Source organism: Mucilaginibacter metallidurans, from assembly GCF_003286435.2.
Lineage (GTDB): Bacteria > Bacteroidota > Bacteroidia > Sphingobacteriales > Sphingobacteriaceae > Mucilaginibacter > Mucilaginibacter gossypii.
The window spans coordinates 403,971-427,329 of sequence record NZ_CP043449.1; the positions used below are offsets into that span (position 1 = coordinate 403,971).

Annotated in this window: 25 protein-coding genes and 1 riboswitch; of the genes, 14 read left to right on the forward strand and 11 right to left on the reverse strand. The window is 43.1% G+C overall.

Features of this window, described 5'->3' with window-relative positions:
- Nucleotides 1-387: 387 nt before the first annotated feature.
- Both DIU38_RS01910 and DIU38_RS01915 read right to left on the reverse strand, forming a co-directional pair.
- Entirely contained in the window at nucleotides 388-1,032 is a 645-nt protein-coding gene (locus tag DIU38_RS01910) for an START domain-containing protein (protein ID WP_112652875.1), read from the reverse strand.
- 136 nt (nucleotides 1,033-1,168) lie between these two features.
- Nucleotides 1,169-3,838, reverse strand: coding sequence for an alpha-L-rhamnosidase (locus DIU38_RS01915; protein WP_112652876.1), 2,670 nt, complete (start codon nucleotides 3,836-3,838; stop codon nucleotides 1,169-1,171).
- Nucleotides 3,839-4,152: 314 nt separating this feature from the next.
- On the opposite strand from DIU38_RS01915, the gene argH reads away from it, so the two are divergent.
- From argH to DIU38_RS01945, 6 genes are all read left to right on the forward strand, one after another.
- Nucleotides 4,153-5,487, forward strand: a complete 1,335-nt coding sequence (gene argH / locus DIU38_RS01920; RefSeq protein ID WP_112652877.1) for an argininosuccinate lyase — start codon at nucleotides 4,153-4,155, stop codon at nucleotides 5,485-5,487.
- Nucleotides 5,488-5,531: 44 nt separating this feature from the next.
- Nucleotides 5,532-6,629 carry a TlpA disulfide reductase family protein gene (locus DIU38_RS01925; RefSeq protein WP_112652878.1) on the forward strand — a complete coding sequence of 366 codons (1,098 nt, stop codon included), beginning with the start codon at nucleotides 5,532-5,534 and terminating at the stop codon, nucleotides 6,627-6,629.
- Between the two features lie 106 nt (nucleotides 6,630-6,735).
- Entirely contained in the window at nucleotides 6,736-6,942 is a 207-nt protein-coding gene (locus DIU38_RS01930) for a YwbE family protein (RefSeq protein ID WP_091211944.1), read from the forward strand.
- A 56-nt stretch (nucleotides 6,943-6,998) separates the two neighbouring features.
- Nucleotides 6,999-7,697, forward strand: coding sequence for a DUF1345 domain-containing protein (locus tag DIU38_RS01935; RefSeq protein WP_112652879.1), 699 nt, complete (start codon nucleotides 6,999-7,001; stop codon nucleotides 7,695-7,697).
- A gap of 215 nt (nucleotides 7,698-7,912) precedes the next feature.
- Nucleotides 7,913-9,547 (forward strand): amidase, encoded by a 1,635-nt coding sequence (locus DIU38_RS01940; RefSeq protein WP_112652880.1) that lies wholly within the window; start codon nucleotides 7,913-7,915, stop codon nucleotides 9,545-9,547.
- 6 nt (nucleotides 9,548-9,553) lie between these two features.
- Nucleotides 9,554-9,964, forward strand: coding sequence for a helix-turn-helix domain-containing protein (locus DIU38_RS01945; RefSeq protein WP_243770589.1), 411 nt, complete (start codon nucleotides 9,554-9,556; stop codon nucleotides 9,962-9,964).
- 158 nt (nucleotides 9,965-10,122) lie between these two features.
- Here DIU38_RS01945 and DIU38_RS01950 read toward each other — a convergent pair whose 3' ends face one another.
- Nucleotides 10,123-10,332 (reverse strand): YtxH domain-containing protein, encoded by a 210-nt coding sequence (locus tag DIU38_RS01950; RefSeq protein WP_112652882.1) that lies wholly within the window; start codon nucleotides 10,330-10,332, stop codon nucleotides 10,123-10,125.
- A gap of 139 nt (nucleotides 10,333-10,471) precedes the next feature.
- Here DIU38_RS01950 and DIU38_RS01955 point away from each other — a divergent pair, with 139 nt between their 5' ends.
- A complete protein-coding gene (locus tag DIU38_RS01955) occupies nucleotides 10,472-11,185 on the forward strand; it encodes a YdcF family protein (protein WP_167516059.1) in 714 nt (237 codons plus the stop codon).
- Here DIU38_RS01955 and DIU38_RS01960 read toward each other — a convergent pair whose 3' ends face one another.
- From DIU38_RS01960 to DIU38_RS01965, 3 genes are all read right to left on the reverse strand, one after another.
- A complete protein-coding gene (locus DIU38_RS01960) occupies nucleotides 11,186-11,413 on the reverse strand; it encodes a hypothetical protein (RefSeq protein WP_112652884.1) in 228 nt (75 codons plus the stop codon).
- 68 nt (nucleotides 11,414-11,481) lie between these two features.
- Nucleotides 11,482-11,622, reverse strand: a complete 141-nt coding sequence (locus DIU38_RS32875) for a hypothetical protein (RefSeq protein WP_167516060.1) — start codon at nucleotides 11,620-11,622, stop codon at nucleotides 11,482-11,484.
- A gap of 47 nt (nucleotides 11,623-11,669) precedes the next feature.
- A complete protein-coding gene (locus DIU38_RS01965) occupies nucleotides 11,670-12,482 on the reverse strand; it encodes a nucleoside hydrolase (protein WP_112652885.1) in 813 nt (270 codons plus the stop codon).
- A gap of 140 nt (nucleotides 12,483-12,622) precedes the next feature.
- Here DIU38_RS01965 and DIU38_RS01970 point away from each other — a divergent pair, with 140 nt between their 5' ends.
- Both DIU38_RS01970 and DIU38_RS01975 read left to right on the forward strand, forming a co-directional pair.
- Nucleotides 12,623-13,360: a peptidase gene (locus DIU38_RS01970; protein ID WP_112652886.1), complete on the forward strand. Its 738-nt coding sequence runs from the start codon at nucleotides 12,623-12,625 to the stop codon at nucleotides 13,358-13,360.
- A gap of 4 nt (nucleotides 13,361-13,364) precedes the next feature.
- Complete coding sequence (locus tag DIU38_RS01975; protein WP_112652887.1) at nucleotides 13,365-14,213, forward strand: transglutaminase-like domain-containing protein; 849 nt, start codon at nucleotides 13,365-13,367, stop codon at nucleotides 14,211-14,213.
- A 75-nt stretch (nucleotides 14,214-14,288) separates the two neighbouring features.
- On the opposite strand, the gene DIU38_RS01980 is transcribed toward DIU38_RS01975, so the two are convergent.
- Complete coding sequence (locus tag DIU38_RS01980) at nucleotides 14,289-14,690, reverse strand: transmembrane 220 family protein (protein ID WP_112652888.1); 402 nt, start codon at nucleotides 14,688-14,690, stop codon at nucleotides 14,289-14,291.
- Nucleotides 14,691-14,943: 253 nt separating this feature from the next.
- On the opposite strand from DIU38_RS01980, the gene DIU38_RS01985 reads away from it, so the two are divergent.
- From DIU38_RS01985 to DIU38_RS01995, 3 genes are all read left to right on the forward strand, one after another.
- Complete coding sequence (locus DIU38_RS01985) at nucleotides 14,944-16,389, forward strand: DUF3943 domain-containing protein (RefSeq protein ID WP_112652889.1); 1,446 nt, start codon at nucleotides 14,944-14,946, stop codon at nucleotides 16,387-16,389.
- Between the two features lie 147 nt (nucleotides 16,390-16,536).
- A riboswitch (SAM riboswitch) is annotated at nucleotides 16,537-16,651 on the reverse strand.
- Between the two features lie 278 nt (nucleotides 16,652-16,929).
- The gene (locus DIU38_RS01990; RefSeq protein WP_112652890.1) at nucleotides 16,930-17,691 is read left to right on the forward strand and encodes an SDR family oxidoreductase; all 762 of its coding nucleotides are present in this window, start codon (nucleotides 16,930-16,932) and stop codon (nucleotides 17,689-17,691) included.
- Between the two features lie 126 nt (nucleotides 17,692-17,817).
- On the forward strand, nucleotides 17,818-18,756 hold the full coding sequence (locus tag DIU38_RS01995; RefSeq protein ID WP_112652891.1) for a DUF72 domain-containing protein: 939 nt from the start codon (nucleotides 17,818-17,820) through the stop codon (nucleotides 18,754-18,756).
- On the opposite strand, the gene DIU38_RS02000 is transcribed toward DIU38_RS01995, so the two are convergent.
- The gene (locus DIU38_RS02000) at nucleotides 18,748-19,314 is read right to left on the reverse strand and encodes a hypothetical protein (protein WP_112652892.1); all 567 of its coding nucleotides are present in this window, start codon (nucleotides 19,312-19,314) and stop codon (nucleotides 18,748-18,750) included. The genes DIU38_RS01995 and DIU38_RS02000 overlap by 9 nt on opposite strands.
- Before the next feature lie 220 nt (nucleotides 19,315-19,534).
- A complete protein-coding gene (locus tag DIU38_RS02005) occupies nucleotides 19,535-21,115 on the reverse strand; it encodes a GDSL-type esterase/lipase family protein (protein ID WP_112652893.1) in 1,581 nt (526 codons plus the stop codon).
- A 186-nt stretch (nucleotides 21,116-21,301) separates the two neighbouring features.
- On the opposite strand from DIU38_RS02005, the gene DIU38_RS02010 reads away from it, so the two are divergent.
- Both DIU38_RS02010 and DIU38_RS02015 read left to right on the forward strand, forming a co-directional pair.
- Nucleotides 21,302-21,769, forward strand: coding sequence for a hypothetical protein (locus tag DIU38_RS02010; protein WP_112652894.1), 468 nt, complete (start codon nucleotides 21,302-21,304; stop codon nucleotides 21,767-21,769).
- Between the two features lie 67 nt (nucleotides 21,770-21,836).
- Entirely contained in the window at nucleotides 21,837-22,115 is a 279-nt protein-coding gene (locus tag DIU38_RS02015; RefSeq protein WP_091175073.1) for a DUF3072 domain-containing protein, read from the forward strand.
- A gap of 97 nt (nucleotides 22,116-22,212) precedes the next feature.
- Here the strand turns inward: DIU38_RS02015 and DIU38_RS02020 are convergent, their stop codons facing one another.
- Nucleotides 22,213-22,974: an MBL fold metallo-hydrolase gene (locus DIU38_RS02020; RefSeq protein ID WP_112652895.1), complete on the reverse strand. Its 762-nt coding sequence runs from the start codon at nucleotides 22,972-22,974 to the stop codon at nucleotides 22,213-22,215.
- Nucleotides 22,971-23,243 (reverse strand): hypothetical protein, encoded by a 273-nt coding sequence (locus DIU38_RS02025; RefSeq protein ID WP_112652896.1) that lies wholly within the window; start codon nucleotides 23,241-23,243, stop codon nucleotides 22,971-22,973. Before DIU38_RS02025 ends, DIU38_RS02020 begins: the two co-directional genes overlap by 4 nt.
- Nucleotides 23,244-23,359 lie beyond the last annotated feature (116 nt).

Consider the following 23,359-nt stretch of genomic DNA (forward strand, 5'->3'; position numbering starts at 1 on the left):
TACAGCTAAGTGTGATACGAGTTTTCAATTTTATTTGCAAAATGTTGACGTTTATTTGCAGATTGTCTTAACCAGGATTTGGGGGGATTTTTTTGAGGACAGGATTTGTCTGAACCAGAACGTTTGAAATTAGATAATAGACAGAACCTTATACGGCTATATACTTTTTAAGGTAGCCTTAATATTACTGGCCGAGAATAAAATCCAATAAATCTCTTAATCCTAAAAATCCCGGTTCAGAATATGGGCGTTGCCTTCGGCCAGGCTTTCCGCTCATACTGCGCAGGCTTTAGTCACAGGCGGGTATCCGCTGCAATCCTTAACGCGAAATTTGTTTTCAATTATAAATTCGTTGCTAAACGCTCCCCCCTTTAGGGGGCTGGGGGGCTACTGCACATACGCCAGCTTCACATCCTTATAAGCCGGTTTCTGCAATTGTTTTTTCAAGCCTTTAAAACTTTCGATAGGGCCTTGCGCTGCAAACATGTTGATAAGCCATGCGGGTACCGAGCCTCCCGGATCAAGGTGCAGGGTGTAAACGATACTTACATGATTGCCATCAACGGGAGTGATAACCCACCTGCCGGTTGAGTTTTCAACTCTTACGATGCCATCTTTCGCGGGTACCATATTTGAGATAACCGGCGCGTCGATGGTAACCACTTTGGTTTTAGGGTCTTGCGTAACTTTTAAATGTGCCACAAAATCACGGTTATGAACCGGCCATGGTATGTTTACTTCCGAGTAGTAATAAATATCTGAAGGAGAAACTTCTTTAATAACAGTTGCCGACTTGGTGTGGTAAACCCATTCGCTGCAGGTTTTGATATCCATAAGAACCGCCACCAATTGTGCTGCTGAAGCATTAAATGTGCACTCTACTTTTATGGCTTTGATTTTTGAATTTGCAATATGACGGGTGTAAACCCTGATGCCGTCTTTGTCGGTGCTTAATGACCATGGCTCTTCAGGGCCTGCCATGGCAAATTTGGCAACAAATAATAAAAATACGATAGTAAATATCCTGTGCATGGTATCAGTGATTGTAAATAAGGTGAGGCAAATTTATATACAAAAACAGGCCGTGGTTGCCCCGGCCTGTCAGTAAATGGTCATTTGATATGCGCAGATATTAAAATATGAAAATACTATGGCATTTGCGGTGATATTATTTTACCTCGAACACATAGCTGCCCGCATTTATTTTATATAACGCAGGGTTGTTGATTGCTTTGCCCGCAAGATAAACTTTACCAGCCGGGAAGCTAATTGTTGCACTTGAGTTTGCAGGAACGGTTACTTTATAAGTTACACTGTTACCGGTGCGTTGCCATGATGAAACAATATTACCATAAGGCCCTTTGTGGGTAGCCGTAAATTCATTTAGGTTTGGTACAAAATGAGGCTGAAGCAATACATTTTTAAAGCCAGGATGTTCAGGATCAGGGTGGATACCTGCAATGCCTTTGTATAACCATGCGCCGATTTCGCCAAACATGATGTGGTTAAGGGAGATATCGGATTTGGCATCTATTTGCCAGTTTTCATATAGTGTGGTAGCGCCGTTAACCATCCACCATCCCCATGACGGGAAGGTTTCCTGCGAGGCTATTTTGTAGGCAACATCCGGATAACCGTTATCGCTTAGTGCACTCAAGATGGCCTTGGCACCCAAAATGCCTACATCCAAATGGAAGTTATCGGCTTCAACACGTTTAGCCAGGTTAGCGGCAACTTTACTTTTCATGTTATCGGGCACTACACCCCAGTAAAGTGGTACACTTAATTCTGTTTGTAAGCCCTTGCCATAAATGCCGGTTGTAGCATCCAAATATTTAGCGTTGATGGCATTCTTAATCTTATTGGCCAATGCCGAATATTTTACATAATCGGCTTGCTTGCCTAATATTTTAGCTGCTTTGGCCAATATACTTGCATCGGTATAGTAATAAACAGATGAAGTAAGTTCAACCGGCGAAACTGATTTTACCGGAACCCAATCGCCCAGGCCCCAGGTGGTAAGGCCGGTTGGGTAAAGCTCATCAATGTGGTTCACGTATTTTTCAATGGCGTTGTAGCTATCAGCCAGCAGTTTGCTATCTCCATAAAACAAATAAATATTGTACGGGATAATGGCGATGGTACTTGTCCAATCGGGGCCATTACCCCATTCGTAGCCCCAGCCGCCGGTTGGGATAATTGAAGGGAGTACGCCGTTGGGCTGCTGCTCATCGCGGTGGTCGGCCAGCCATTTTTCGTAAACGGTAATGCCGTCAAAGTTGTACAGGCCCGTTTCGCTCGCAATGTGGGCATCGCCGGTCCAACCGTTCTTTTCACGTTGAGGGCAATCAGTGGGATAGCCGAACAGGTTGCTGAGGTAGCTATTGTTGGTAGCCGTCCAGATCTGGTTAATGGTTTGATTGGATGCTTTAACGGTACCAATGGGCTCTACATCGCTGTGCATAAAAAACGCTTTGATGTTTTCTTTGCCAATTTGGATGGGTTTGCTGCTACTTACTTCGATATATTGAAAACCTTTGTAGTTAAAACGCGGCGAAAATGTTTCTTCGCCCTTGCCGCCTAAAATGAAAATATCGGTCTGGAATGGATCTTTATCATCAGTAGGGCGGTAATGCAGATCGATGTTTGATTGATCAACATGTCCGTTTTTGTTCAATCTTTCGGCGTGTTTAAGGCGGATCACCGTGCCTGAATCACCCTTAACAGTAATTTGGCTTACGCCCGAAATATTTCGGCCCATATCAAACACCCAAACATCGCTGTCAATTTTGGTAACGCTTTTGGTGCTGATGGTATCAACCGCACGAATGGGTTGCATGGCCTGTGATACAATGTTCATGGATGGGGCCGAACGGTTAATAACCGGCTTCCATTTGCTATCGTCAAAATTGGCGGTGTTCCAACCCGGTTGTTCCAGCCTGCCATCGTAATGCTCTGCAGTGTAAATGCTGTTGAAAACGACAGGGCTAAGCGAAGTTTTCCAGTCGGTACCCGATTTTACAGTTTCAACGGTGCCATCAGTATAGGTTATCCGCAAATCCATGCAAAATGCCGGGCGACCGCGCCATGGCGCCTGATGAAAAAACCAAACAGCTGTGCTCTGGTGGTTATACCAGCCGTTACCCAACAATACACCAACCGCATTTTTGCCACTTTGCAACTGAGCGGTAACATCATAAGAAACATAAAGCGTACGCCTGTCGAACCGGGTATACATAGGATCGAGGCGGTGATTGCCTATTTTTTTGCCGTTGAGATATAATTCATATAAACCAGCCACAGCAATATAAGCCCTTGCCGAGCGGATTGGCTTAGCTACCTTAAATGTATTGCGGAAATAGGGAGCCGGGTTAACAGCTATACCTTTGTTATCGCTTATCCATGAGCCTTTCCAGTTTTGCATGCCCATCATTCCGGTTTCAAAACTGGCTACCGGCGCTGCAGGGAGTTTTTTACCTGTCTTATCCCACAGCTGAACTTTCCAGTAATATTTAGTAAAAGGTTTTAGTTGTTGGCCACGATAAATAACAAGATTATTTGATGAAGCAATTTTGGATGTAGTCCATGCGCTGCCTTTGCTTGCTGAAACAGCAATAGAATCAGTCCCCACATAGAGTTGATATGCGCTTTGAGCTGCTGCCTGCGTTTTATCATTCATTAACCAGGTTAAACGGGGACGCGTATTATCGATACCAAGAGGGTTTACAAGATACTCGGACTTAAGACCTGTAGCCCCGGGCGTTTGGGCATGTGTTACCGAATAAAAGCAAAATGATAAGGCAATGCTAAGCAATGGCTTACATAAAAGGTGTTTCATGTGGTTAAGATAGCGGTTTGTACGTTATTGGCAAATGACTATGATATATTGTCACAATCAACAATATTAACCGGATAGATCGGGATTGGCATCCTGAACTGTCTGAACCTGGATTTGGGGAGATTTACCGGATAGGCAGGATTTCCTCGTAATAGTGGAGATAAAAATCTTTTTTACCCCAAGGTCGTGTCCTCACGACCGCCTACACGAATCCCTAAATCCTAAAAATTCCACCTAATCCAGGTTCAGACAAAAAATCCTACTAATCCTTAAATCCCATAAATCATGGTTCAGATAATTTATACATTTGCACCATGAGCAAGCTATGGCAAAAAACTACCAACGTTAACGAACTGGTTGAAAACTTTACTGTTGGTCGCGACCGTGAATTTGATGAGCAAATGGCGGCGTTCGATGTTTTAGGATCGTTGGCCCATACCCGGATGCTGCAAAGCGTAGGGCTAATGGACAACACTGATTTGGAGCTTGTTCAGCGTGAGTTAAAAACCATTTATGCCGATATTGCCAAAGGCGGTTTCAAGATCGATGAGCATGTGGAAGATGTACACTCACAGGTTGAGTTGCTGCTTACCCGGCGTATTGGCGATGCCGGTAAAAAGATCCACAGCGGCCGTTCACGTAACGACCAGGTTTTAGTCGACCTAAAGCTTTTCTTCCGTCACCAGTTGCAGGAAGTTGTTGAAAGCACCGAAACCTTGTTCCGCCAGCTTATTGAATTGAGCGATAAATATAAAGATGTTTTATTACCGGGTTATACCCACCTGCAGGTGGCCATGCCTTCATCATTTGGCTTATGGTTTGGCGCCTATGCCGAAAGCCTGGTTGATGACCTTGAACTGGTTTTGGCTGCTTACCGCATTACCAATAAAAATCCGCTGGGTTCGGCTGCCGGTTATGGCTCGTCGTTTCCGCTTAACCGTACTTTAACTACACAGCTTTTAGGTTTTGATAACCTTAATTATAACGTTGTTTACGCGCAAATGGGCCGTGGTAAAACCGAGCGTATCATTGCACAGGCTATATCAACCATTGCGGCTACACTGGCTAAAATGGCTATGGACCAAACCCTGTACCTGAGCCAGAATTTCTCGTTTGTAAGCTATCCGGATGCGCTAACTACAGGCAGCAGCATTATGCCGCATAAAAAGAACCCCGATGTTTGGGAAATTATGCGTGGTAAATGTAACCGCCTGCAGGCCCTGCCTACCGATGTGGCTATGATGATTACCAATCTGCCATCGGGTTACCATCGCGAACTACAGCTATTAAAAGAATTACTGTTCCCTGCCTTTGCCGACCTGAAGCACTGCCTGCAAATGGCAACTTTCATGCTGAAAAATATCACTGTTAAAACGAATATTTTGGATGATGCCAAATACGCTTACCTGTTTAGTGTAGAGGAAGTAAACCGTTTAACATTAAGTGGTACACCATTCCGCGATGCTTATAAACAAGTCGGTTTGGCGATAGAAGCAGGTAATTTTAACCCTGATAAAACGGTGAACCATACTCATGAGGGTAGCATCGGCAATTTGGGCAATGAGCAGATCTCTGCTTCGTTTAATAAACTGATCAATAATTTTGATTTCGGAAAAGTAGAGCAGGCAATAAAAGGACTGGTTGAATAGTTATCTTAGTAGCGGGAAACTCTTAAATTCCTGATACTAAACCTATGAAGAAGCCTTATTACCTCATTCTGTTGATACTTATTAGCTTATTTTCGTGTAAACGCAATAACGGTGTAACTATCAAAGGCGACATACGTGGCCTTAAAAGTAAGTGGGTTTATTATAAGCCCGTTTTTCCACAGATGGTCCGACCTTCAGACTCCGCTAAAGTTACAGATGGGAAATTTGAATTTAACTTTCAGTCGGATACTGCTTTTTTTGCCAACCTTGTTTCTATAAGTTATCTGGATGAAAAAGGGCTCAGGAAACCTATAGTTGTTGCTAACCCTTATGAGCCCGCGAAGAACCACTCCAGGTATACAGATTTCGTTTTGGGGCCAGGATTGACAACCATAACCGGCGATTTTTCTAAAAACACAGGTGCTATACTGAATGGTGGTACGCAGACCGATTTTTATCTCAGGAATATCACCTTACCTTTCATTCAGATGAGCGAAGACAGCGCCGTTAGAAATAAACAGGCAGCACGGGTCGAAAGAATAATCAAACGGGTGCCTGACGCATATTGGACTTTATATGCATTTAATAATCTTAGATTTTACTTTAATCAGAAAGAGTTGAAAAGCTTCTACGCCATGTTTGGCAATGAAGCAAAATCATCATATTATGGTAGACGGCTTAAACTATTTATAGATAATCAACCTTTAAGCCAAAATCAATTCGTAAATAGTATTTTCGCCGATCAGGAAGCAAAACCGGTTACCCTGATAGATAATACGAAAAAGTTGAACATGGTGATATTCTGGGCAAGCTGGTGCGGGCCATGCAGGCGGGAAATTCCATCATTAAGGAGAATAACAGAGCAGTTTAGCAAAGATGATGTGAGGTTTGTGAGTGTATCATTAGATGCGAAAAAAGAGAATTGGCTACAGGCACTAAAAAAAGAAAACATGTCATGGCAGCAATTGATTATCCCGCAACAGGAATATGTAAAAGCGCAGGCAAAATACAATTTGAGTTTAATACCAAAAATATACCTGGTGAATAACAAAAACGTGATTGTAAAAAAAATCGACGGTTTTGATGATGGTAATGAAGATCGCGTTAAAACTTTTATAGCCGATTATCTTTCGAAAAATTGATATTTGCTTTTTCAGGGATATCATCGATCTCGTTAAATCGGTGAAATCAGACAAAATCAAAAAAATAAAATCAGCGAAATCAACGTAATCAAATAAATCAACGGTCATGAATGGACAAAACAGAAGCGATATATACCCGGGCCTTGAGGTTGATATCATACTAAAAAAAGATCAGCGCACCGGTACGCTAACCCGGGGCTTTGTAAAACGGTTGCTCACCAGCGCGGCTTACCACTCGCGCGGAATAAAAGTGCAGTTGGATGACGGGCAGGTAGGCCGTGTTGCCTGGATTGTTGAGGAAGACGATTTTTAGTATCTTCATTTAATCTACATCAAACATTATCATATTTATGGTGTAGCTTAAATTGTATGCCTCAAAAAGCCAAAACAAAAACCAAAGTCTTTTTTAGTCTTGATGCCCATCACCGTCTCCTGATCTCGTTAGGGGCCGCAGCAATAACATTGTTTTTCTCCTGGGCTCATTTTTCGGTGCCAACGGTTGCTTTGGTAACCTGGATCGCATTTGGTTTATGCATCATTATTATGGATTGGATCATTATCCTAACGGCTAACCCCGCCGAGATCCGTAAAATAGCCAGTATCGAAGACTCAAGCCGCACGCTGATATTTTTGTTTGTGATAGTATCATCGATGATGAGTTTGCTGGCAATAGTATTTCTGTTGTTATCCACAAAAAACCAGTCAGATGCGGTTGTGACGGCGCGGGTTTTATTGGCCATGGCATCGGTTATTGTTTCATGGTGGCTGGTACACACTATATTCACTTTGCGTTACGCCCATATGTATTATACTACAGATCCCGATGATGATAAAAAACTCAAACATCTCGGCGGCCTTGAATTTCCGGGCGATGAAAAAGAACCGGATTACCTCGATTTTGTATACTTTTCGTTTGTAGTAGGCATGACTTTCCAGGTATCTGACGTGGAGATTTCCGCACGCTCTATCCGCAGGCTGGCCTGGATCCACGGATTGATCTCCTTTGCGTTTAATACAGCTATTGTGGCATTGAGCATTAATGTGATATCGGGGATGATATCGAAATAAGGGTAAATAAATAAAAATAGGGTGTCATGCTGAGCTTGTCGAAGCAAGGCGGATGGGGCCTCTGCGCGCGACCCTTCGACAAGCTCAGGGTGACGGGGCTTTCTCCGTATATGATAATATACCACCCCATTGTAACATTTAACTATCTCCAACCTCCACAATTTTCAAAGTAGTTAAATATTTTGTTACTTGTAATGCCTTTTATTTAAACAGTTATGCACAGAAGAAATTTCCTCAAAACCGGTTCATTAGCTGGGTTAACGATATCTACTTTAGTAGCGGCTTCCTGCAATCAGCCATCTGCCGAAAATAAAGCCGATGAAACTGCCGCTGTCGATAACAGTAAGGACGATATATTTGAACTGAGCGAAATAACCATTGCCGATCTGCAGCAAAAAATGCAGAGCAAGCAGTTTACTTCAAGGCTGATTACCGAGCTGTACCTGAAACGCATTGATCAGATAGATAAAAAAGGTATTATGCTTAACTCGGTTATCGAGCTTAATAAAGATGCTTTGAACATGGCCGATGCGATGGACCGGGAACGTGAAAAAGGTAAGGTGCGTGGTCCGCTGCATGGTATACCTGTGCTGATAAAGGATAATATTAATACCGGCGATAACATGCACACCACGGCGGGCTCGTTAGCTTTGGCCGATAATTTTGCCAAGCAAGATGCTTTTATAGTGCATAAGCTTCGTGAGGCAGGTGCTGTGATATTGGGCAAAACCAATTTAAGCGAGTGGGCAAACTTTCGGTCTACACATTCAACCAGCGCCTGGAGCAGCAGGGGAGGGCAAACTAAGTGCCCTTATATTTTAGATAGAAACCCCAGCGGTTCAAGCGCCGGTACCGGAACGGCTGTAGCAGCCAATCTTTGCGTTATTGGCATTGGTACAGAAACCAACGGCTCGATAGTGTCGCCGGCATCGGTTAACGGCCTGGTGGGCATTAAGCCAACTGTGGGCTTATGGAGCCGGTCGGGCATTATTCCGATCTCCAAAACACAGGATACTGCCGGGCCGATGGCTCGTACGGTTAAGGACGCCGCCATACTGCTTGGTGCGCTGACCGGTATTGATACGCTCGACCTGGCAACGCTTGGTAGTAAAGGCAGGATTGAGGCTGATTATACCAAATTTTTAGATGTTAATGGTTTACAAGGTAAGCGCCTGGGCATTGAAAAAACAGCGTTTGACGATAAGCCGGACGTTGCTGCATTATTACAGGATGCCATCAAAACCCTGAAAAGTAAAGGTGCTGAGGTGGTTGAGATAGAACTGAACAAAGAGCTGAAGACCATCAACAGCAACGAATTTACAGTGCTGCTTTACGAATTTAAAGATGGCCTTAACCAATACTTCAACAATGCCAACAGCAAGATAAAAACGCTGGCAGATGTTATTGCTTTCAACAAGCAGAATGAAACTAAAGCAATGCCTTTTTTTAAGCAGGAGATACTGGAGCAGGCTCAGGCCAAAGGTGATTTGAACAGTAAAGAATATCTTGACGCGGTTAAGCAAACCAATATGGGTACCCGTAAAGTTATTGATGGTATGCTTACCAAATATAAACTTGATGCCATCATAGGCACTACTAATGGCCCGGCTGTATGTATCGACCTGGTAAATGGCGATTATGACAACGGTTTCAGCTTTTCAGGCCCTGCAGCTATGGCGGGGTATCCGCATATTACAGTGCCCATGGGATTGGCCCATGGCCTGCCGGTTGGATTGTCGTTTTTTAGTACAGCCTACAAAGAGGGCGACATCATAAAATTGGGATATGCTTATGAGCAGGCATCTAAAAGGCGGGTAGCACCGTTGTTTAAACCCGATCTGTTTGCTTAATTTTGTATGATGGAAGCAACGCTTACTGTTCCGAAAAAGATACTGGCCCGTCAGCATGAAATCACTGCCGACTATCTAAAGGCCATTGACAAACACCTTGAGGATGTGCTGAACAACCGAGTATTGGACATGTACGAGATCCGCGACTTTGCCGATGAAATGCACATCCATCCTACACATTTGAGTAACACCATTAAACTCACCACCGGCAAACACCCTTGTTTCTTTTTCGAAGAAAAGATTATGGAAATAGCCAAAGCAATGCTTCAGAAAAATACCGTAAGCGTAGCCGAAATAGCTAACCGGCTTACTTTTGATCCGTCGAACTTTACCAAGTTTTTTAAGCGTTTTGAGGGAGTTACACCAAAACAGTACCGTGAGCAATGGCTGGTAAGGAACCTTGATTTGCAGGATTAATTTCACTTTATGTCATTGCGAGGAGCCAGCCATGGGTTTGGGAGGGGGCGACGTGGCAATCGCACGGAGGTATCGCTGCTCTGTAAAGCATGCGATTGCCGCGCTACGCTCGCAATGACATGTTTTTTATTCTATAACAGCTATCTTAGCAGAATAAATTATTGCCTGCTGTTATCCCTGAAATTTTGAGTACGTACGGCAATTTGTTCTAAAGTAAGTTCGCCGTATTTTTTAGCGCGATCTGCCCATTCGGGGGCGTTGTCAACCAGGTTATCGATAATTGATTTACCGTCGGGTCCTTTTTTGGTTACGTAATTTATTCCGTAAGCAACTGCAGCACCTATAGCAAGAGTTTTGATAAAGCCCATAATTTATTTTTCTTTTCTGATATATGACAATGATAATGCCAGTTTGTTACTTCACCTGATAAAAGCTTCTATATTTGAAGTACTTAAACACCATAACCGCCATATGTTTTTTATTTTTTCAAAAGTTCTTTCGTTTTTAATGAATTTGCTTCTATGGGTATTCGCAATTTTATTGATCTCCCTTTTTTTAAAGAACGTAAAACGTAAACGGAAATTTTTGCTTGCAGGTATTATTGTGCTTTATATTTTCTCTAATTCATTGTTACTTAACCTGGTTAGCTGGTGCTGGGATATCAGGGAGATTGCTGTACCAGCCGATAAAAAGTATAACTGTGCTATAGTGCTGGGTGGTTTTAGCTCGGATGATGGCAATGGCGGCGGTTTCTTTAACTCTGCTGCTGATAGGTTTATCCAGGGTGTTCGTTTGCAAAAAACAGGTAAAGTCAGCCATCTTCTTATCACAGGAGGAAACGGGCTTTTGAGGCCATCGGGTTTTAGGGAGGCCGATTGGGTAAGGGAGCAACTTAGGGAAATGCAGGTTCCGGACAGTTGCGTACTAAGCGAACCGAAATCCCGCAATACCATTGAAAATGCCGCTTTTTCAAAAGAACTCTTGCAGCAACATAAACTTAAAGGGCCTTATTTACTGGTTACCTCGGCATTTCATATGCGCCGGTCCCTGATGATATTTAAAAAACAGGGTGTTGACGTGGTTGCATACCCCTGCAATTTTTCCAGCCGCAGGTTTTCGGTATCTGCCGATGATTTCCTGCCTAATGCAGGTGCTTTAGCAGGTTGGGGGACCTATATAAAGGAAGCCATCGGCTATGTGGTAACCCGTTATTTTAAGTGATCAGCCTTGTTTAAGATGCCCTATATTGGGGGTAAAACCAGGCTCCCGGCGGTTGTGTTTATTCCAATTGGCTATATCCACCATTCCGGGCGGCGTTTGATAATGATTTGCGTTGGCGCCGCATCTTACTATAAATTTACCTTTAGCCTGTGCAATGACAGGCCTGCTGCCGCAGATAATGCAAGGCTCGCAAAAGATGGATACCTGAATTTTAATGGGTTCGCTCATAATTAAACTAAGGTGCTATCAATCGCGTAAAAATTCAATACCAAGTAGTTGGTATTTTTAGCGGTATATTACCGATGTTTTTTAACAGGCTCGTGCATCATCAATTGTTCAATGCCCTTTGCAATATCCCCGGGCTGCATGGCAAATTGAAGATATAGAAACCGCTCTCCCGGTACCACTACATCGGTACCGTTGTCCTTTATTTCCATGTTAAGTTTGCGATAGGTAAAATAAGGTTTGGGCCCCCTGACGGCTGTTAGTACGGCGGTTCGTCCCAACTGTTTCGGCCGGTTGTGTTGTTGTCTTTTGTAAGCGCTATCTGGAAGGCGTCTTTTATCGGGCTATTTTTTATTGATGTATTGTTGATCAGGCGGATTCCGGTCAGGATTTTTTCACCTATTTCAAAACCGCTAAGGGTAATAGGTGTAGGCCAGTCTTTAAATACTTTTTGCGCAGAGGCTGCGTCCACATTGACATTGTATTCGCTAAAGGTTTTACCGTCGGCACCTATTCCCGTAGCCATGGATACCAGTTTTTTTACTTTCTTTTTCACCAGTTGTTCTCCATCCAGCTTGCTGTATTTGTCGGCTCCTGACCGGAGCAGATCGGCCAGGTTGGTGAAAAATCCAACCGAAATAATAGTTACGCTGCCATCGGCTTGGCTTGCCAGGATCTTACGGTACAATGCCACAGCTTCAACTGCCTGGCTGTTTGATTTAATTTTGTGCGGATACCCGGCAATAATAGCCTGCGCCCATCGCTGCGCACAATCCTTATTAGGCTTATCTTTTTTTACAATTCCTATCGGGATTTCTGGCCTGCCAAAATATGTATTGATTACGCTGATGGTTGGCGCGGTGGTTTCAAAGGCATTACATGATATGGTAGCCAGTATTTTAGCTTCGCCCTTATCTGCAAAGGCATGCAGCAGGGCCATAGCACCTACATCGTCGTAGTCGCCGGCAATATCCGTATCGAAAATAACAGGGATGGGATTGTGTTTTTGCGCTTTGGCAACGCTTAGGTTAAAAATCAATAACAGGATGGGAAGTGCTGATTTGAAATTCATTGTATGCAATAAAATAAAAGGTAGTTAAGCCCGAAAAAGATTTATCGGCAAATAAATGGTTTATGAATAACCGGTAAATAAATCTCGCATTATTTAATTACTTTGGCAAGTATTAATTTATAACGAACGACGCTAATCAAATGACTTATTGCCTGGGAATTAAAGTTAAAGAGGGTTTATTGGCCATTGCCGATACCCGCATAACTTCGGGGACGGATACCACTGTAAAAAAGAAGATCACCATTGAACAAAAGGATCATTTTTCACTATTTATCATGACCAGCGGCTTGCGCTCGGTGCGCGATAAGGCTGTGATATATTTTAATGAATTATTGGAGACAGCCGAGTTTAATAAGATGTACAAGGCTGTGAATGCATTTGGCGAACAGGTAAAGCGTGCAGCACAAGAAGATAAAGTGTCGCTTGATGCCGCCGGGTTACGATTTGACCTGAATACCATCATCGGCGGGCAACTGCGCGATGACGATGAACACAAGCTTTTTTTGCTATATCCCGAAGGAAACTGGGTGGAATTAGGGCAGGGGGCGCCATATGTGGTTATCGGCAATTCGGGGCATGGTAAAGCTATCCTTAACCGGATCCTTAATGAAGATTCGAGCCTGAAACTGGCGCTGAAAACAGGTTTTCTTTCCTTCGATTCAACAAGGGTAAGCTCGAACAATGTCGATTTCCCGATAGATGTGGCTGTTTATAAAAAGGATAGTTTCAATATTGTTGAACAGCGTTATAATAAGCAGGACCTGGAACATATCTCAACCCAATGGGCCGAGGAACTGAAACTTGCGCTTGAGCATATTTCGGAGGATTGGATGGATGCCACATTTAACAAATTAGAAGAAATAAAAACAGAAAGCTGATAACATGAAATTCGATGTGTTTACCCAAATGGAATATGTCGTACGGTCGCCGGGCACATTGATTTTAAACATACACGCGTTACGCAGCCCAAATCAAACGGTAATAAGTGAAGAATTTGGCCTGGAACCATATATTAAGTTTGAAGAGCTGCAAACCCTGCAAGGCGAAAATCGTTTGGTACGTTTTGATGTAAGTGCCGATACGCCCAATGTTAAAGTTACCTACAAAGCTACGGTTGATAATTATTATGAAATAACCGATTTCGGCAATTTACAGGAAACCCACGTTTCGGAGCTGCCCTCGCCGGTGCTTCCTTATTTAAATCCAAGCCGCTATTGTCAGTCGGACAAATTATACCGGCTGGCACATAATATGTTCGGGCATATTACCAATCCTTTTGAGCAGGTGGTTGAATTGACCAACTGGATCAACAAAAATGTACAATATTTAAGCGGATCAACCAATTCACAAACATCGGCTTTTGATACTGTTACCGAACAGGCCGGCGTTTGCCGCGATTTTGCACATTTAGGCATAGCCCTTTGCCGTGCGCTTACCATACCCGCCCGCTATTTTACGGGTTATGCCTATCATCTTAAACCAGCCGATTTCCACGCCTGCTTTGAGGCTTATCTTGGTGGTAAGTGGATCCTGTTTGATGCAACACGGCTGGTACCTTTAAACGGCCTTATCAAAATAGCTACCGGCCATGATGCTGCCGACTCGGCCATAGCCAATATTTTTGGCGATGTTACTTTTACCACCATGCAGGTAAGTTGTGAACTTGCCGAAGACGGTTTTGTGCCCTTTTATTATATTGATGGGGAATTTAAGGGATTGTCATATTTGTAGCTTAGCCTGACCTTAACCCCTATGAAAAAGATATTTTTACAAGTCTCCCTTTCCCTGGGGAGATTTAGAGGGGGCTTATCGTCTCCGCTTTTTTACCGGTACTTTTTTGTTTTCTCTTATAGCATAGATCCAATTAATTGCCAGTACTGCTACACAGATCAGTAACCCGAAAAACTCACGCACTTCTTCAATCCAGGGCTTTTCGGCTTTCATGGTTTGCACAAGACTTTCGGCATGATGGAACTTAAACCAGTCGATCAGGCCGTTGTTATCAAATATCTTATAAATGGCATAACCTGTAAAAATGATTATGCCGGCTGCATAGCCAATGGGGTAAAACTCTTTTTTTGCTGCCAGGTAGCAAAACCAGGCACAATAAAGGTAAATGGGCATCCAAAGGTAAGGATCTGGATCGTTATACTGTAAACCTGCAAATGTGACAAAAAGTACAACCCATATGATATTGAAGATCTTCATAAGTAAAAAACAATTGCAATAATTTATACTGGTTATGGTGCTTAATATACAGGTTAAGCAATGCTAAATATATGAAAATATGTTTCAGTACTTAAATAAGGAAATAACAATTATTGGTACCCATTACCGCCCAATGCATTATCAAAATTATATCCGCTTTAACATTAATTAAATATTGCTCAAACATTTTTTAACCTAATTCACTTCATCCTTTATAACTTTCGTAGCTGTATCTTTTAAATTGTTAGTGTATATGACTTTAACGCTTTACCATTTTACCAGAAAATACTCCGGAAGGTTAAGGATTATACTGCCGCTTTTACTGTTCATACTTTTCTGCAGCCAGCAAGTAGGGGCCCAGGTTAATATTTTTGACCTGCGTAAGCAAAAAGATACCATAACACGATTTTCAGATCCGCCGGCAAAACAGAAACGTTTTGGAAGGGCTGCTTTAGAGCTTGGCCTCGCCGAGATTGCGCCCTGGACATATGATCGCTATATAGTCAACGTTGATTACGCCCGGATTTCCTGGAAAACAACAGGTCATAACCTGAACCCGGGCAGTTGGACCTGGGACAATGATCCGTTTCAAACCAACCAGTTTGGACATCCATATCACGGCAGCATGTTTTATAGCGCCTTCAGGAGTAATGGTTATAGTTTTTGGCAATCAGTACCGGCTACTATGGTGGGCAGTTACCTGTGGGAAACATTTGCCGAAAACCAGGCACCCGCTCCTAACGATTTTATCAACACCAGCTTTGGCGGCATAGTATTGGGCGAAATGACCTATCGGCTATCAAATAAGATCATTAATAACCACCGCCGCGGTTTTAAACGGCAAGCCAGTGAGGTGCTGGGTTTTTTGGTTAACCCGATGAATGGCCTTAACCGCATTATTGATGGAAAATGGGGAAAGGTTGTTGGGCCGGCAAATAGGTCGCAGGATGATTCATCAAAAGTGAGTGCCGAATTTGATCTGGGCGCGCGTAAGTTTAACAGCGGCAACCAGGGACTGTTGACCCACGGACGGTTTGGTTGGTTTGGCAGGGCGAAGCTGCTTTACGGCGCTTCAAACGAAAATTTGCACACACCTTTCAGCAATATTTCCATCACAGCCGAGTTTGGGAAGGACGATAGCAGTGCGGTTAATGTGATCAGTGTTTACGGATCTCTTGCAGGATGGGACGTTTCGTTATCGGATAGCGTGGAGAACCTGATCATCATATCAGCTAATTATGATTACATACGCAATGCTGCGTTCTTTTACGGAGGGCAAAGCGTAAAGGCTAATCTACTATCTGAATTTAAATTATTGAATGGCTTTAAAGTGAATACCGCGGTGGGTGCGGGGCTTATCATTTTAGGAGCCGCTCCCGATCCCTACCTGTATAGGGGGCGCAATTATGATTACGGTTCGGGTTTCGCCATAAACGGCAGAGCCGGTTTTAATATAGGTAACAGATTTTATTATAGTATTAATTATCGCGGTAGCTGGCTCATGACTATTAATGGTAATAAGTCGCATTATTTTTTACATACCATAACCAATGAGATAAGTTACCGCGTGTTAAAAGATCTCTCGATAAGTGCCGAACCCGGATATTTCAGGCTGGAAGGCAACTATAAAAATCACCCGGATGTAGACAAAATTTACCCGTACCTGCGGATCTCAACAAGGTACAGAGTTAACCTGTAAGCTATAAAAAAAGATTGGAAAAATTTGATGTCGCGGGCAGATTCGAACTGCCGTTTAGGGTATTGCGGACCCCCACCTATCCTCTCGGTCACGCGACTTGAAAACCATAAAAATTCACTTAATCAGATCGGTTGTGGGGTGTAGATATAATTATCTCTCTCCCGTTTTGCACAGGAGCAGGAATTAGCACCTTTTACATTATGCGGATGTACAGGTTGCTAAGACGTCTTTGGGCCTTTCCCTCAGTCTTTCTTGATAAGTTATTAAAGAACACTTTGTCGTTGTTGACAATGCAAATGTAATAATAAATTATATAATTCCTATAGTTTTAGTAGTTTAATTGATTTTTATTTCTTTTTTGTTGATTTTGAGATGGATAAATTTATTGATGCTGTCTCAGCCCAATACTTTTTGGGAGATTTCCGATAGAATATTTGGAAAAAAACTGAAATGGTCACCATTTAATCTGAAGTAGTCACCATAATTTTCATTCCTAACTATTGCACCTTTGTATTGTTAAAACATTAAAAAAACATCACAATGGGAACAAATAAAATTGCACTGATAACCGGTGGAAGCCGCGGGCTGGGTAAAAATGCTGCATTGCACCTGGCTAAAAAAGGTATTGATGTAATAGTTACTTATCGCAGTAAAAAGGGAGAAGCTGAAGCTGTAGTTGCAGAAATTGAATCGACAGGACAAAAGGCCGCTGCTTTGCAACTGGATACAGGTATTGTATCCACCTTTGATGCTTTCATTACGAAACTAAAAGCAATCCTGAACGAAAAATGGGGCCGTGATACCTTTGATTTCCTGATTAACAACGCAGGTATCGACGCTGCCTCGCCATTTGCACAAACCACCGAAGAGGATTTTGATAACTTGTTTAATGTGCATTTTAAAGGGGTTTATTTTTTAACTCAGAAAAGTTTACCTGTAATTGCCGACGGCGGCCGGATCATTAATTTTTCGACCGGGCTGGCCCGTTTCTCAACTCCGGGGTATGCCGCTTATGCCTCCATGAAAGGTGCTATCGAGGTATTTACCAAATACCTGGCAAAAGAATTGGGCAGCCGTGGCATAGCAGCAAATGTGGTGGCTCCGGGTATTATTCAAACCGACTTTACCAAAGCGGCATTTGATTCGCATCCCGGTTTGGAAGAAATGATGTCCAAGTCAACAGCTTTGGGCAGGGTGGGGCAACCTGACGATATTGGTGGGGTAGTAGCTTTCCTCTGCACTGAGGATGCCCGCTGGATTAATGCTCAGCGTATTGAAGCTTCGGGCGGGATGTTCTTGTAGTTAATTGTCTGAATCAGAATTTTTAAATTAACAGAATGTAATGCAAACAAATTATTTATTCTGAAAATTCATTAATCCTGTAAATTCTGATTCAGACAATTTCCTATCTTTCGCACAAAAAAGCAAATGGAATTTGGTAGAGTAACGGACGAAGAATTATCAAGGGTTGATTTTGCCTTGCCGGCCGATCCGCAGATAACTGTTGAAACCCTTGCCGCTGCAAAAAATGATGTGCCCTTACAGGTACATGTTGGCTGCGCAAAATGGGGGCGCAAAGAATGGATTGGGAAAATTTATCCGCCAAAAACCAAGGATGCCAATTTTTTAGATGAATACGTTAAGCACTTTGATTGCATTGAGCTTAACGCTACCTTTTACCAGGTTTACGGTCCGGATACCATTTCCAAATGGAAAGAAAAAGCCGATAGCAATCCCGGTTTTAAATTTTGCCCTAAATTTTCTCAAAGCATCAGTCACATTCGCCGGTTGAAAAACGCGGAGGATATCACGACCACATATTATGAAGGCATTTTGGCCTTCGGCGATAAGCTTGGTCCGCTGTTTTTACAGTTGAGCGATAATTACACACCAAAGAGTTTTCCGGAGCTTAAAGCCTATCTTGAACAACTACCAAAAGATATTCCTGTATTTGTTGAACTGCGCCATAAAGACTGGTTTGCCGTTGCCGAAAACCGCGACAGGGTATTTAATCTTTTCCGCGATCTCAATATTGGCTCTATCATAACTGATGCCAGCGGCCGCCGCGATGTGGTGCATATGGCATTGCCTACACCCCACGCCTTTATCCGCTTTGTAGGCAACAGTCTGCACCCAACAGATTATGCCCGCGTTGATGAATGGGTTGAGCGGATCAAAAACTGGAAAGAGCAAGGCCTTAAATCGGTATGGTTTTTTATGCACCAGCATGATGAGCGTTACTCACCAGAGCTTGCTGATTATGTGGTTGAAAAACTAAATGACGCTTTGGGCACCCAATTAATGCGCCCTCAATTTATCCAGAGAGACAATAATAAGCCAACCGCCCAAACCTCGCTGTTATTGTAATGGCTCTGTAGTAGCCGGCGGAATTTTCATAGCCGGGTTAAAGTTGGGGATCAGTTGCCTTACCTTATCCGCGGTTGAATTGTTCATATCCAGGAACGACCAGTTTTTGCCACCATCGCCGCTAACCGCCAATAAGTTGCTGTGCATGGCCATACGGCCTTTTGGGCTTGCCATAATGATAGTTTCGGGCAGCAGGCAATGGATTTCCTTCCCGGCTTTATAAAATTTACCAGGGGTGCCAACTGTAATGTTTTCAAAGCTGATGCCCGCAGTTTTCATTTGCTGCATAGCTGTACCAATCATATCGGCCATTTTTTCTTTGCCCCCGGCCATTTGCACCGCTTTGGGATAAGTATAATTAACAATACTCTTATAGTCGCCTTTGGTCATGCTTTGGGCCATCAGGGTAGCCTGTTGTTTTACAACTATCGGATTTTGAGCATGTAACGCCAGTGGCGATAATATGAAGATCAGGAGCCTGAATGCGTTTTTCATGGGATGTTTTATTTTTTTGTAAGGTGTTATCAGCAAGCTGACCGGTACCATCAACCTTGCCATTGTATTTAAGCCCAATATGCAATTTACTAAATTAAAAACATCAACATTTTTAAAAGAAGGTATTTGCCTACCGGTTTTAAAGGCGTGTCCCCAGCCTATGTTGTAGAAGACAGACTTGCGAGGTTCTTAAAACTTCGCAAGTCTGTCCCGGCTTTATCATCGTACCTCGAAAGTCCGCCGGATTTAAAAATTCTGCAGCACCTTGTCGAGGTTATCCAGTTTACTTTCTTTTCAACGCTTCAGCAATACCCTTTTCAACCAATGGGCCCATTACCCTGTATCCTTCAACAGTGGGGTGCACGCCGTCAGCGGCTAAATTTTTCGGCAAACCCTTGCGCTCGTCGGCCATGGCGCTATGGTAATCTACATAAACCATTTTATTGGCATTGGCGAAAGCTTTGATCATGGCGTTAAGCTGCACCACTTTTTGCGCAGGTTCCATACCTGGGCGCCATGGAAAGGCATAGGCAGGCAGTACTGAACATAACACCACTTTAATATTGGCAGCTTTGGCCAGCAATGCCATGGATTCGATATTGCCAAAAATATCTTCAATAGCTATCGGGCCGTTATTTTGGGCGATGTCATTTATTCCTGCCAGGATCACCACGGCGCCGGGTTTCAGATCTATCACATCCTCACGGAAACGCACCAGCATTTGGGTGGTGGTTTGTCCGCTGATGCCGCGGTCAAAATATGGTTTACCGCTCCAGAAGGTTGAATCCCTGCTGATCCAGAAATCGGTAATGGAATCGCCCATATAAACTACACTTTTAGGGTTTGGGGCCGATGCTTTTACCTTTTCATTATCAGCCTTGTAACGGGTCATGTTTGCCCAGTCTTTATGAAATGCATCTTCCCATTGCTTATGGTAGGCTTCCCATTGATCGGCCCTTTCTTTAACTGATTTTACTTTAGGGTCTATGGGTTTTAAAAAACCTATCAGATCGAGCCACTCGTTAAAGCGGTCTATCCAGTTGTCGGTAGGCAGGCTTTGTTTGCGCATGCCAAAACCGTGGCCCCCTTTAGCGTACATATGCAGCTCGGCGCTATGTTTTGATGCCAGCCATTTGCTATAAAGCTCAATACTGTGCGGCGCAAGGCCAAGCTGGTCATCAGTGGCTGCAGCTATAAACATCGGCGGCGCGTCGTCAGGGATTTTTGAGATCAGTTCTGGAGGCACGTATGCATAAATAGGCGCGTCAAAATCGGGTTTGTTAGCTGCTGTGTAATTGAAAGCTGCGGCACCGGCCAGTGTGCCACCTGCCGAAAAGCCCATGATCCCGATTCGTTGCGGAGAAACATGGTATTCGGAGGCATGTTCACGTACATAGGTTAGGGCCGCTCGTGCATCAGCAATAGCCAGCGGAATAACCGGCGCTACCTGTTTAGGGAAATCCTTCTGACTCATTTTGGCTACCAATTCTTTTACCGGATCGTTAGTTAAACTGTGAGCCAGCCTGTATTTCAATACAAAGCAGGCCACGCCCTGTTTATTAAGCCATTTTGCTACGTCATAGCCCTCACTGTTGATTGACAGGGTATGGAAGCCGCCACCCGGGCAAATAACCACCGCGGTGCCGGTGGCGATGGATGAATCGGGCAGGAAGACACTCAGGGAAGGGTGCGTAACGTTGTAAACAACTTTGGTATTAAAGGCGTTGTCGTCGCTTTCGCCCTCATTCCAGGTCCAGTTTTCGGAACCGGGAGCTGCGCCGGGGTAAAGGGAGATAACTTTTTGCTGGGCCTGTACGCCAAGGGCCGACAATAGGAGTAAGGTGCCTATCAGTTTTAATTTCATGGGTGGTTAATTCAGGTTAAATGTTGATGTACAAAAATAACAGCAATAAGCTACGAAACAAGATGCCTAAACGTTTTAGCAAAGATAAATTCCATTTTAATTATGACATCTGTAACCTCGTTGTAAAATATCTGTTATCAGGATTATTGACAGATATTTTCACTATCTTAAACACTCCTGATTTGAATGACCGTGGTATTTATCTATATCAAAAATTTGCTTCGGATTTTGCCGCTGTTGGTTTTGCTTGGTGCTTGTGCCAAACAAAAAAAAGTTTTCCAAAGCGATTGCAATAGTTCAAAAGATTATAAAAAGATTTCATTTACAGAGTTGGCTAGTCATATTGAAAAATATGATAAACAATATGTTGAAGTGAGCGGTAAATACAAGGAAGGGAACGAGCAATCCGCACTTTTTAATGACAGCCTGTTCTCGAGCCACGCTTTACATAATGCCATTTGGGTTGATTTTAGCCAGGACTGCCCCCTTTACCTGCCGGGCACTCATATAGGTTTGTTTACCTATAACGATGGTCAGTTTATCCGTATGAATAAACGTAAAGTAACCATTCGCGGTGTAGTTGATGCCAGCGATAAAGGCCATTTAAAACAATACAGAGGTACCATCGACAGGGTGAGTTTTATCGAACTGTGACCTTCAATGCTTTTGAAAATAAAAACAATGCGCCCCGGTATCAGTTGTAATTATAAAAACAATAGTTATGGCTATCAACCCCAATGATGCACCCGACAATGGCTTTTTTGATGAATCAGATGATGAGGAGATCATCAATCAAAATCAAATAAAAGGTTCAAATATGGTAAAAGACCCTGATGAATGGTCAACAGGTGATGAACCCATGACCGGCGCACAGCATTCCTACCTCAAAACATTATCTGACGAGGCCGGTGAAGAGTTTGACGGATCGCTTACCAAAGCCGAAGCATCAAAACGGATAGACGAGCTGCAGCATAAAACAGGCAGGGGATTGAATAATTAATTAAAATAAGCAATATTAAAACCCGTTGCTTGCAGTAAAGACTCGAGTTCTTTTTAAATGTATGCTTGCCGTTTAAAACCGTGGGTTGATATCGATATTAAATAGTCAGTTTCAGGCCGTCATACGCCAGTTCAATGCCGGCAGGCAGCTCTTTGGCAACGTCAGCATGTTTGCCCAGCCTGTGGCTGATATGCGTAAAGTAAGTAGTCTCTGCTCCAATATCGTTAGCAAAAGCTACGGCTTCTTCAAGCGTAAAGTGGGAGATATGGGTTTCCTTTTGCAGGGCATTGATCACTAATATTTTTGTGCCTTTTATTTTTTCCCTTTCTACATCCGGAATTGTTTTGGCATCGGTGAGGTAGGTAAAATCTTTAATCCGGAAACCTTTTATAGGCAATCTGTAATGAAATACCTCGATAGGAACGAACTCAACATTACCGATCATAAAGGGATCAAGCGCAATAATGTGCATGTTTACCTGCGGAATGCCCGGGTAACCCGTGCCATCAAAAATATAGGGAAATTCACGCACCAGGGCTTTTTGCACCCTTTCATCAGCGTAAATATCAATCGGGGCGTTTTGTTTGTAATTAAACGCGCGGATATCATCCATACCGGCAATATGGTCTTTATGCTCATGCGTAAAAACAATGGCATCAAGGTGCTGTACTTTAGCACGGAGCATCTGGTACCTGAAATCGGGGCCCGAATCAATGGCAATTACCTTATCCTCGGTTTCAATTAAAACAGAGCTGCGCAGCCGCTTATCGTGCTTATCTGTTGAGAGGCATACCTCGCAGTTACATGCTATAACAGGTACCCCCTGCGATGTTCCGGTTCCTAAAAATGTTATGGTCACAGCTGCAGTTTAGTTTGTTTAATTTCCTGCAAAAATGTTATCTGTTTATCATCAAGCAGCTTGTAATCTACCTCAAGTTCGCGCAATAGCTCAACCAAAGCAAGGATCTTACTTTCCAGATTAGAAAAACGGTTTACCACAATCATTTTACTGTTAAGCAGCAGGCAGGCACCGGTTTTAAAGTTCCCCTTTTCATAACGCACTTTATAACCGGCTGTTTTTAACAGCATTTCCAGTTTCTCGAGTGTATGGTTAGTTGCGGGAAGCATTAATTTCAAAAGTAGTAAAAATGGGTGTATTTGCAGGGCTTAAATTGGCATTTGCATGTCACATTTGGTAATTAAATTTCTATTTTTATTTACCTTTTATACCCTAAAACCATCCG

Excerpts from the sequence above, each read along its gene's own strand:
- DIU38_RS01935 (WP_112652879.1), top strand. The coding sequence starts at position 6,999 with ATGCCTCAAAAAGCCAAAACAAAAACCAAAGTCTTTTTTAGTCTTGAT.
- DIU38_RS02000 (WP_112652892.1), bottom strand. The coding sequence starts at position 19,314 with ATGGCAAGGTTGATGGTACCGGTCAGCTTGCTGATAACACCTTACAAA.
- DIU38_RS01975 (WP_112652887.1), top strand. The coding sequence starts at position 13,365 with ATGAAATTCGATGTGTTTACCCAAATGGAATATGTCGTACGGTCGCCG.
- DIU38_RS02005 (WP_112652893.1), bottom strand. The coding sequence starts at position 21,115 with ATGAAATTAAAACTGATAGGCACCTTACTCCTATTGTCGGCCCTTGGC.
- DIU38_RS32875 (WP_167516060.1), bottom strand. The coding sequence starts at position 11,622 with ATGGAAATAAAGGACAACGGTACCGATGTAGTGGTACCGGGAGAGCGG.
- DIU38_RS01910 (WP_112652875.1), bottom strand. The coding sequence starts at position 1,032 with ATGCACAGGATATTTACTATCGTATTTTTATTATTTGTTGCCAAATTT.
- DIU38_RS01985 (WP_112652889.1), top strand. The coding sequence starts at position 14,944 with ATGACTTTAACGCTTTACCATTTTACCAGAAAATACTCCGGAAGGTTA.
- DIU38_RS02010 (WP_112652894.1), top strand. The coding sequence starts at position 21,302 with ATGACCGTGGTATTTATCTATATCAAAAATTTGCTTCGGATTTTGCCG.
- argH (WP_112652877.1), top strand. The coding sequence starts at position 4,153 with ATGAGCAAGCTATGGCAAAAAACTACCAACGTTAACGAACTGGTTGAA.
- DIU38_RS02015 (WP_091175073.1), top strand. The coding sequence starts at position 21,837 with ATGGCTATCAACCCCAATGATGCACCCGACAATGGCTTTTTTGATGAA.
- DIU38_RS01995 (WP_112652891.1), top strand. The coding sequence starts at position 17,818 with ATGGAATTTGGTAGAGTAACGGACGAAGAATTATCAAGGGTTGATTTT.
- DIU38_RS01960 (WP_112652884.1), bottom strand. The coding sequence starts at position 11,413 with ATGAGCGAACCCATTAAAATTCAGGTATCCATCTTTTGCGAGCCTTGC.
- DIU38_RS01955 (WP_167516059.1), top strand. The coding sequence starts at position 10,472 with ATGAATTTGCTTCTATGGGTATTCGCAATTTTATTGATCTCCCTTTTT.
- DIU38_RS02025 (WP_112652896.1), bottom strand. The coding sequence starts at position 23,243 with ATGCTTCCCGCAACTAACCATACACTCGAGAAACTGGAAATGCTGTTA.
- DIU38_RS01940 (WP_112652880.1), top strand. The coding sequence starts at position 7,913 with ATGCACAGAAGAAATTTCCTCAAAACCGGTTCATTAGCTGGGTTAACG.
- DIU38_RS01990 (WP_112652890.1), top strand. The coding sequence starts at position 16,930 with ATGGGAACAAATAAAATTGCACTGATAACCGGTGGAAGCCGCGGGCTG.
- DIU38_RS01950 (WP_112652882.1), bottom strand. The coding sequence starts at position 10,332 with ATGGGCTTTATCAAAACTCTTGCTATAGGTGCTGCAGTTGCTTACGGA.
- DIU38_RS01965 (WP_112652885.1), bottom strand. The coding sequence starts at position 12,482 with ATGAATTTCAAATCAGCACTTCCCATCCTGTTATTGATTTTTAACCTA.
- DIU38_RS01915 (WP_112652876.1), bottom strand. The coding sequence starts at position 3,838 with ATGAAACACCTTTTATGTAAGCCATTGCTTAGCATTGCCTTATCATTT.
- DIU38_RS01980 (WP_112652888.1), bottom strand. The coding sequence starts at position 14,690 with ATGAAGATCTTCAATATCATATGGGTTGTACTTTTTGTCACATTTGCA.
- DIU38_RS01930 (WP_091211944.1), top strand. The coding sequence starts at position 6,736 with ATGAATGGACAAAACAGAAGCGATATATACCCGGGCCTTGAGGTTGAT.
- DIU38_RS01970 (WP_112652886.1), top strand. The coding sequence starts at position 12,623 with ATGACTTATTGCCTGGGAATTAAAGTTAAAGAGGGTTTATTGGCCATT.
- DIU38_RS01945 (WP_243770589.1), top strand. The coding sequence starts at position 9,554 with ATGATGGAAGCAACGCTTACTGTTCCGAAAAAGATACTGGCCCGTCAG.
- DIU38_RS01925 (WP_112652878.1), top strand. The coding sequence starts at position 5,532 with ATGAAGAAGCCTTATTACCTCATTCTGTTGATACTTATTAGCTTATTT.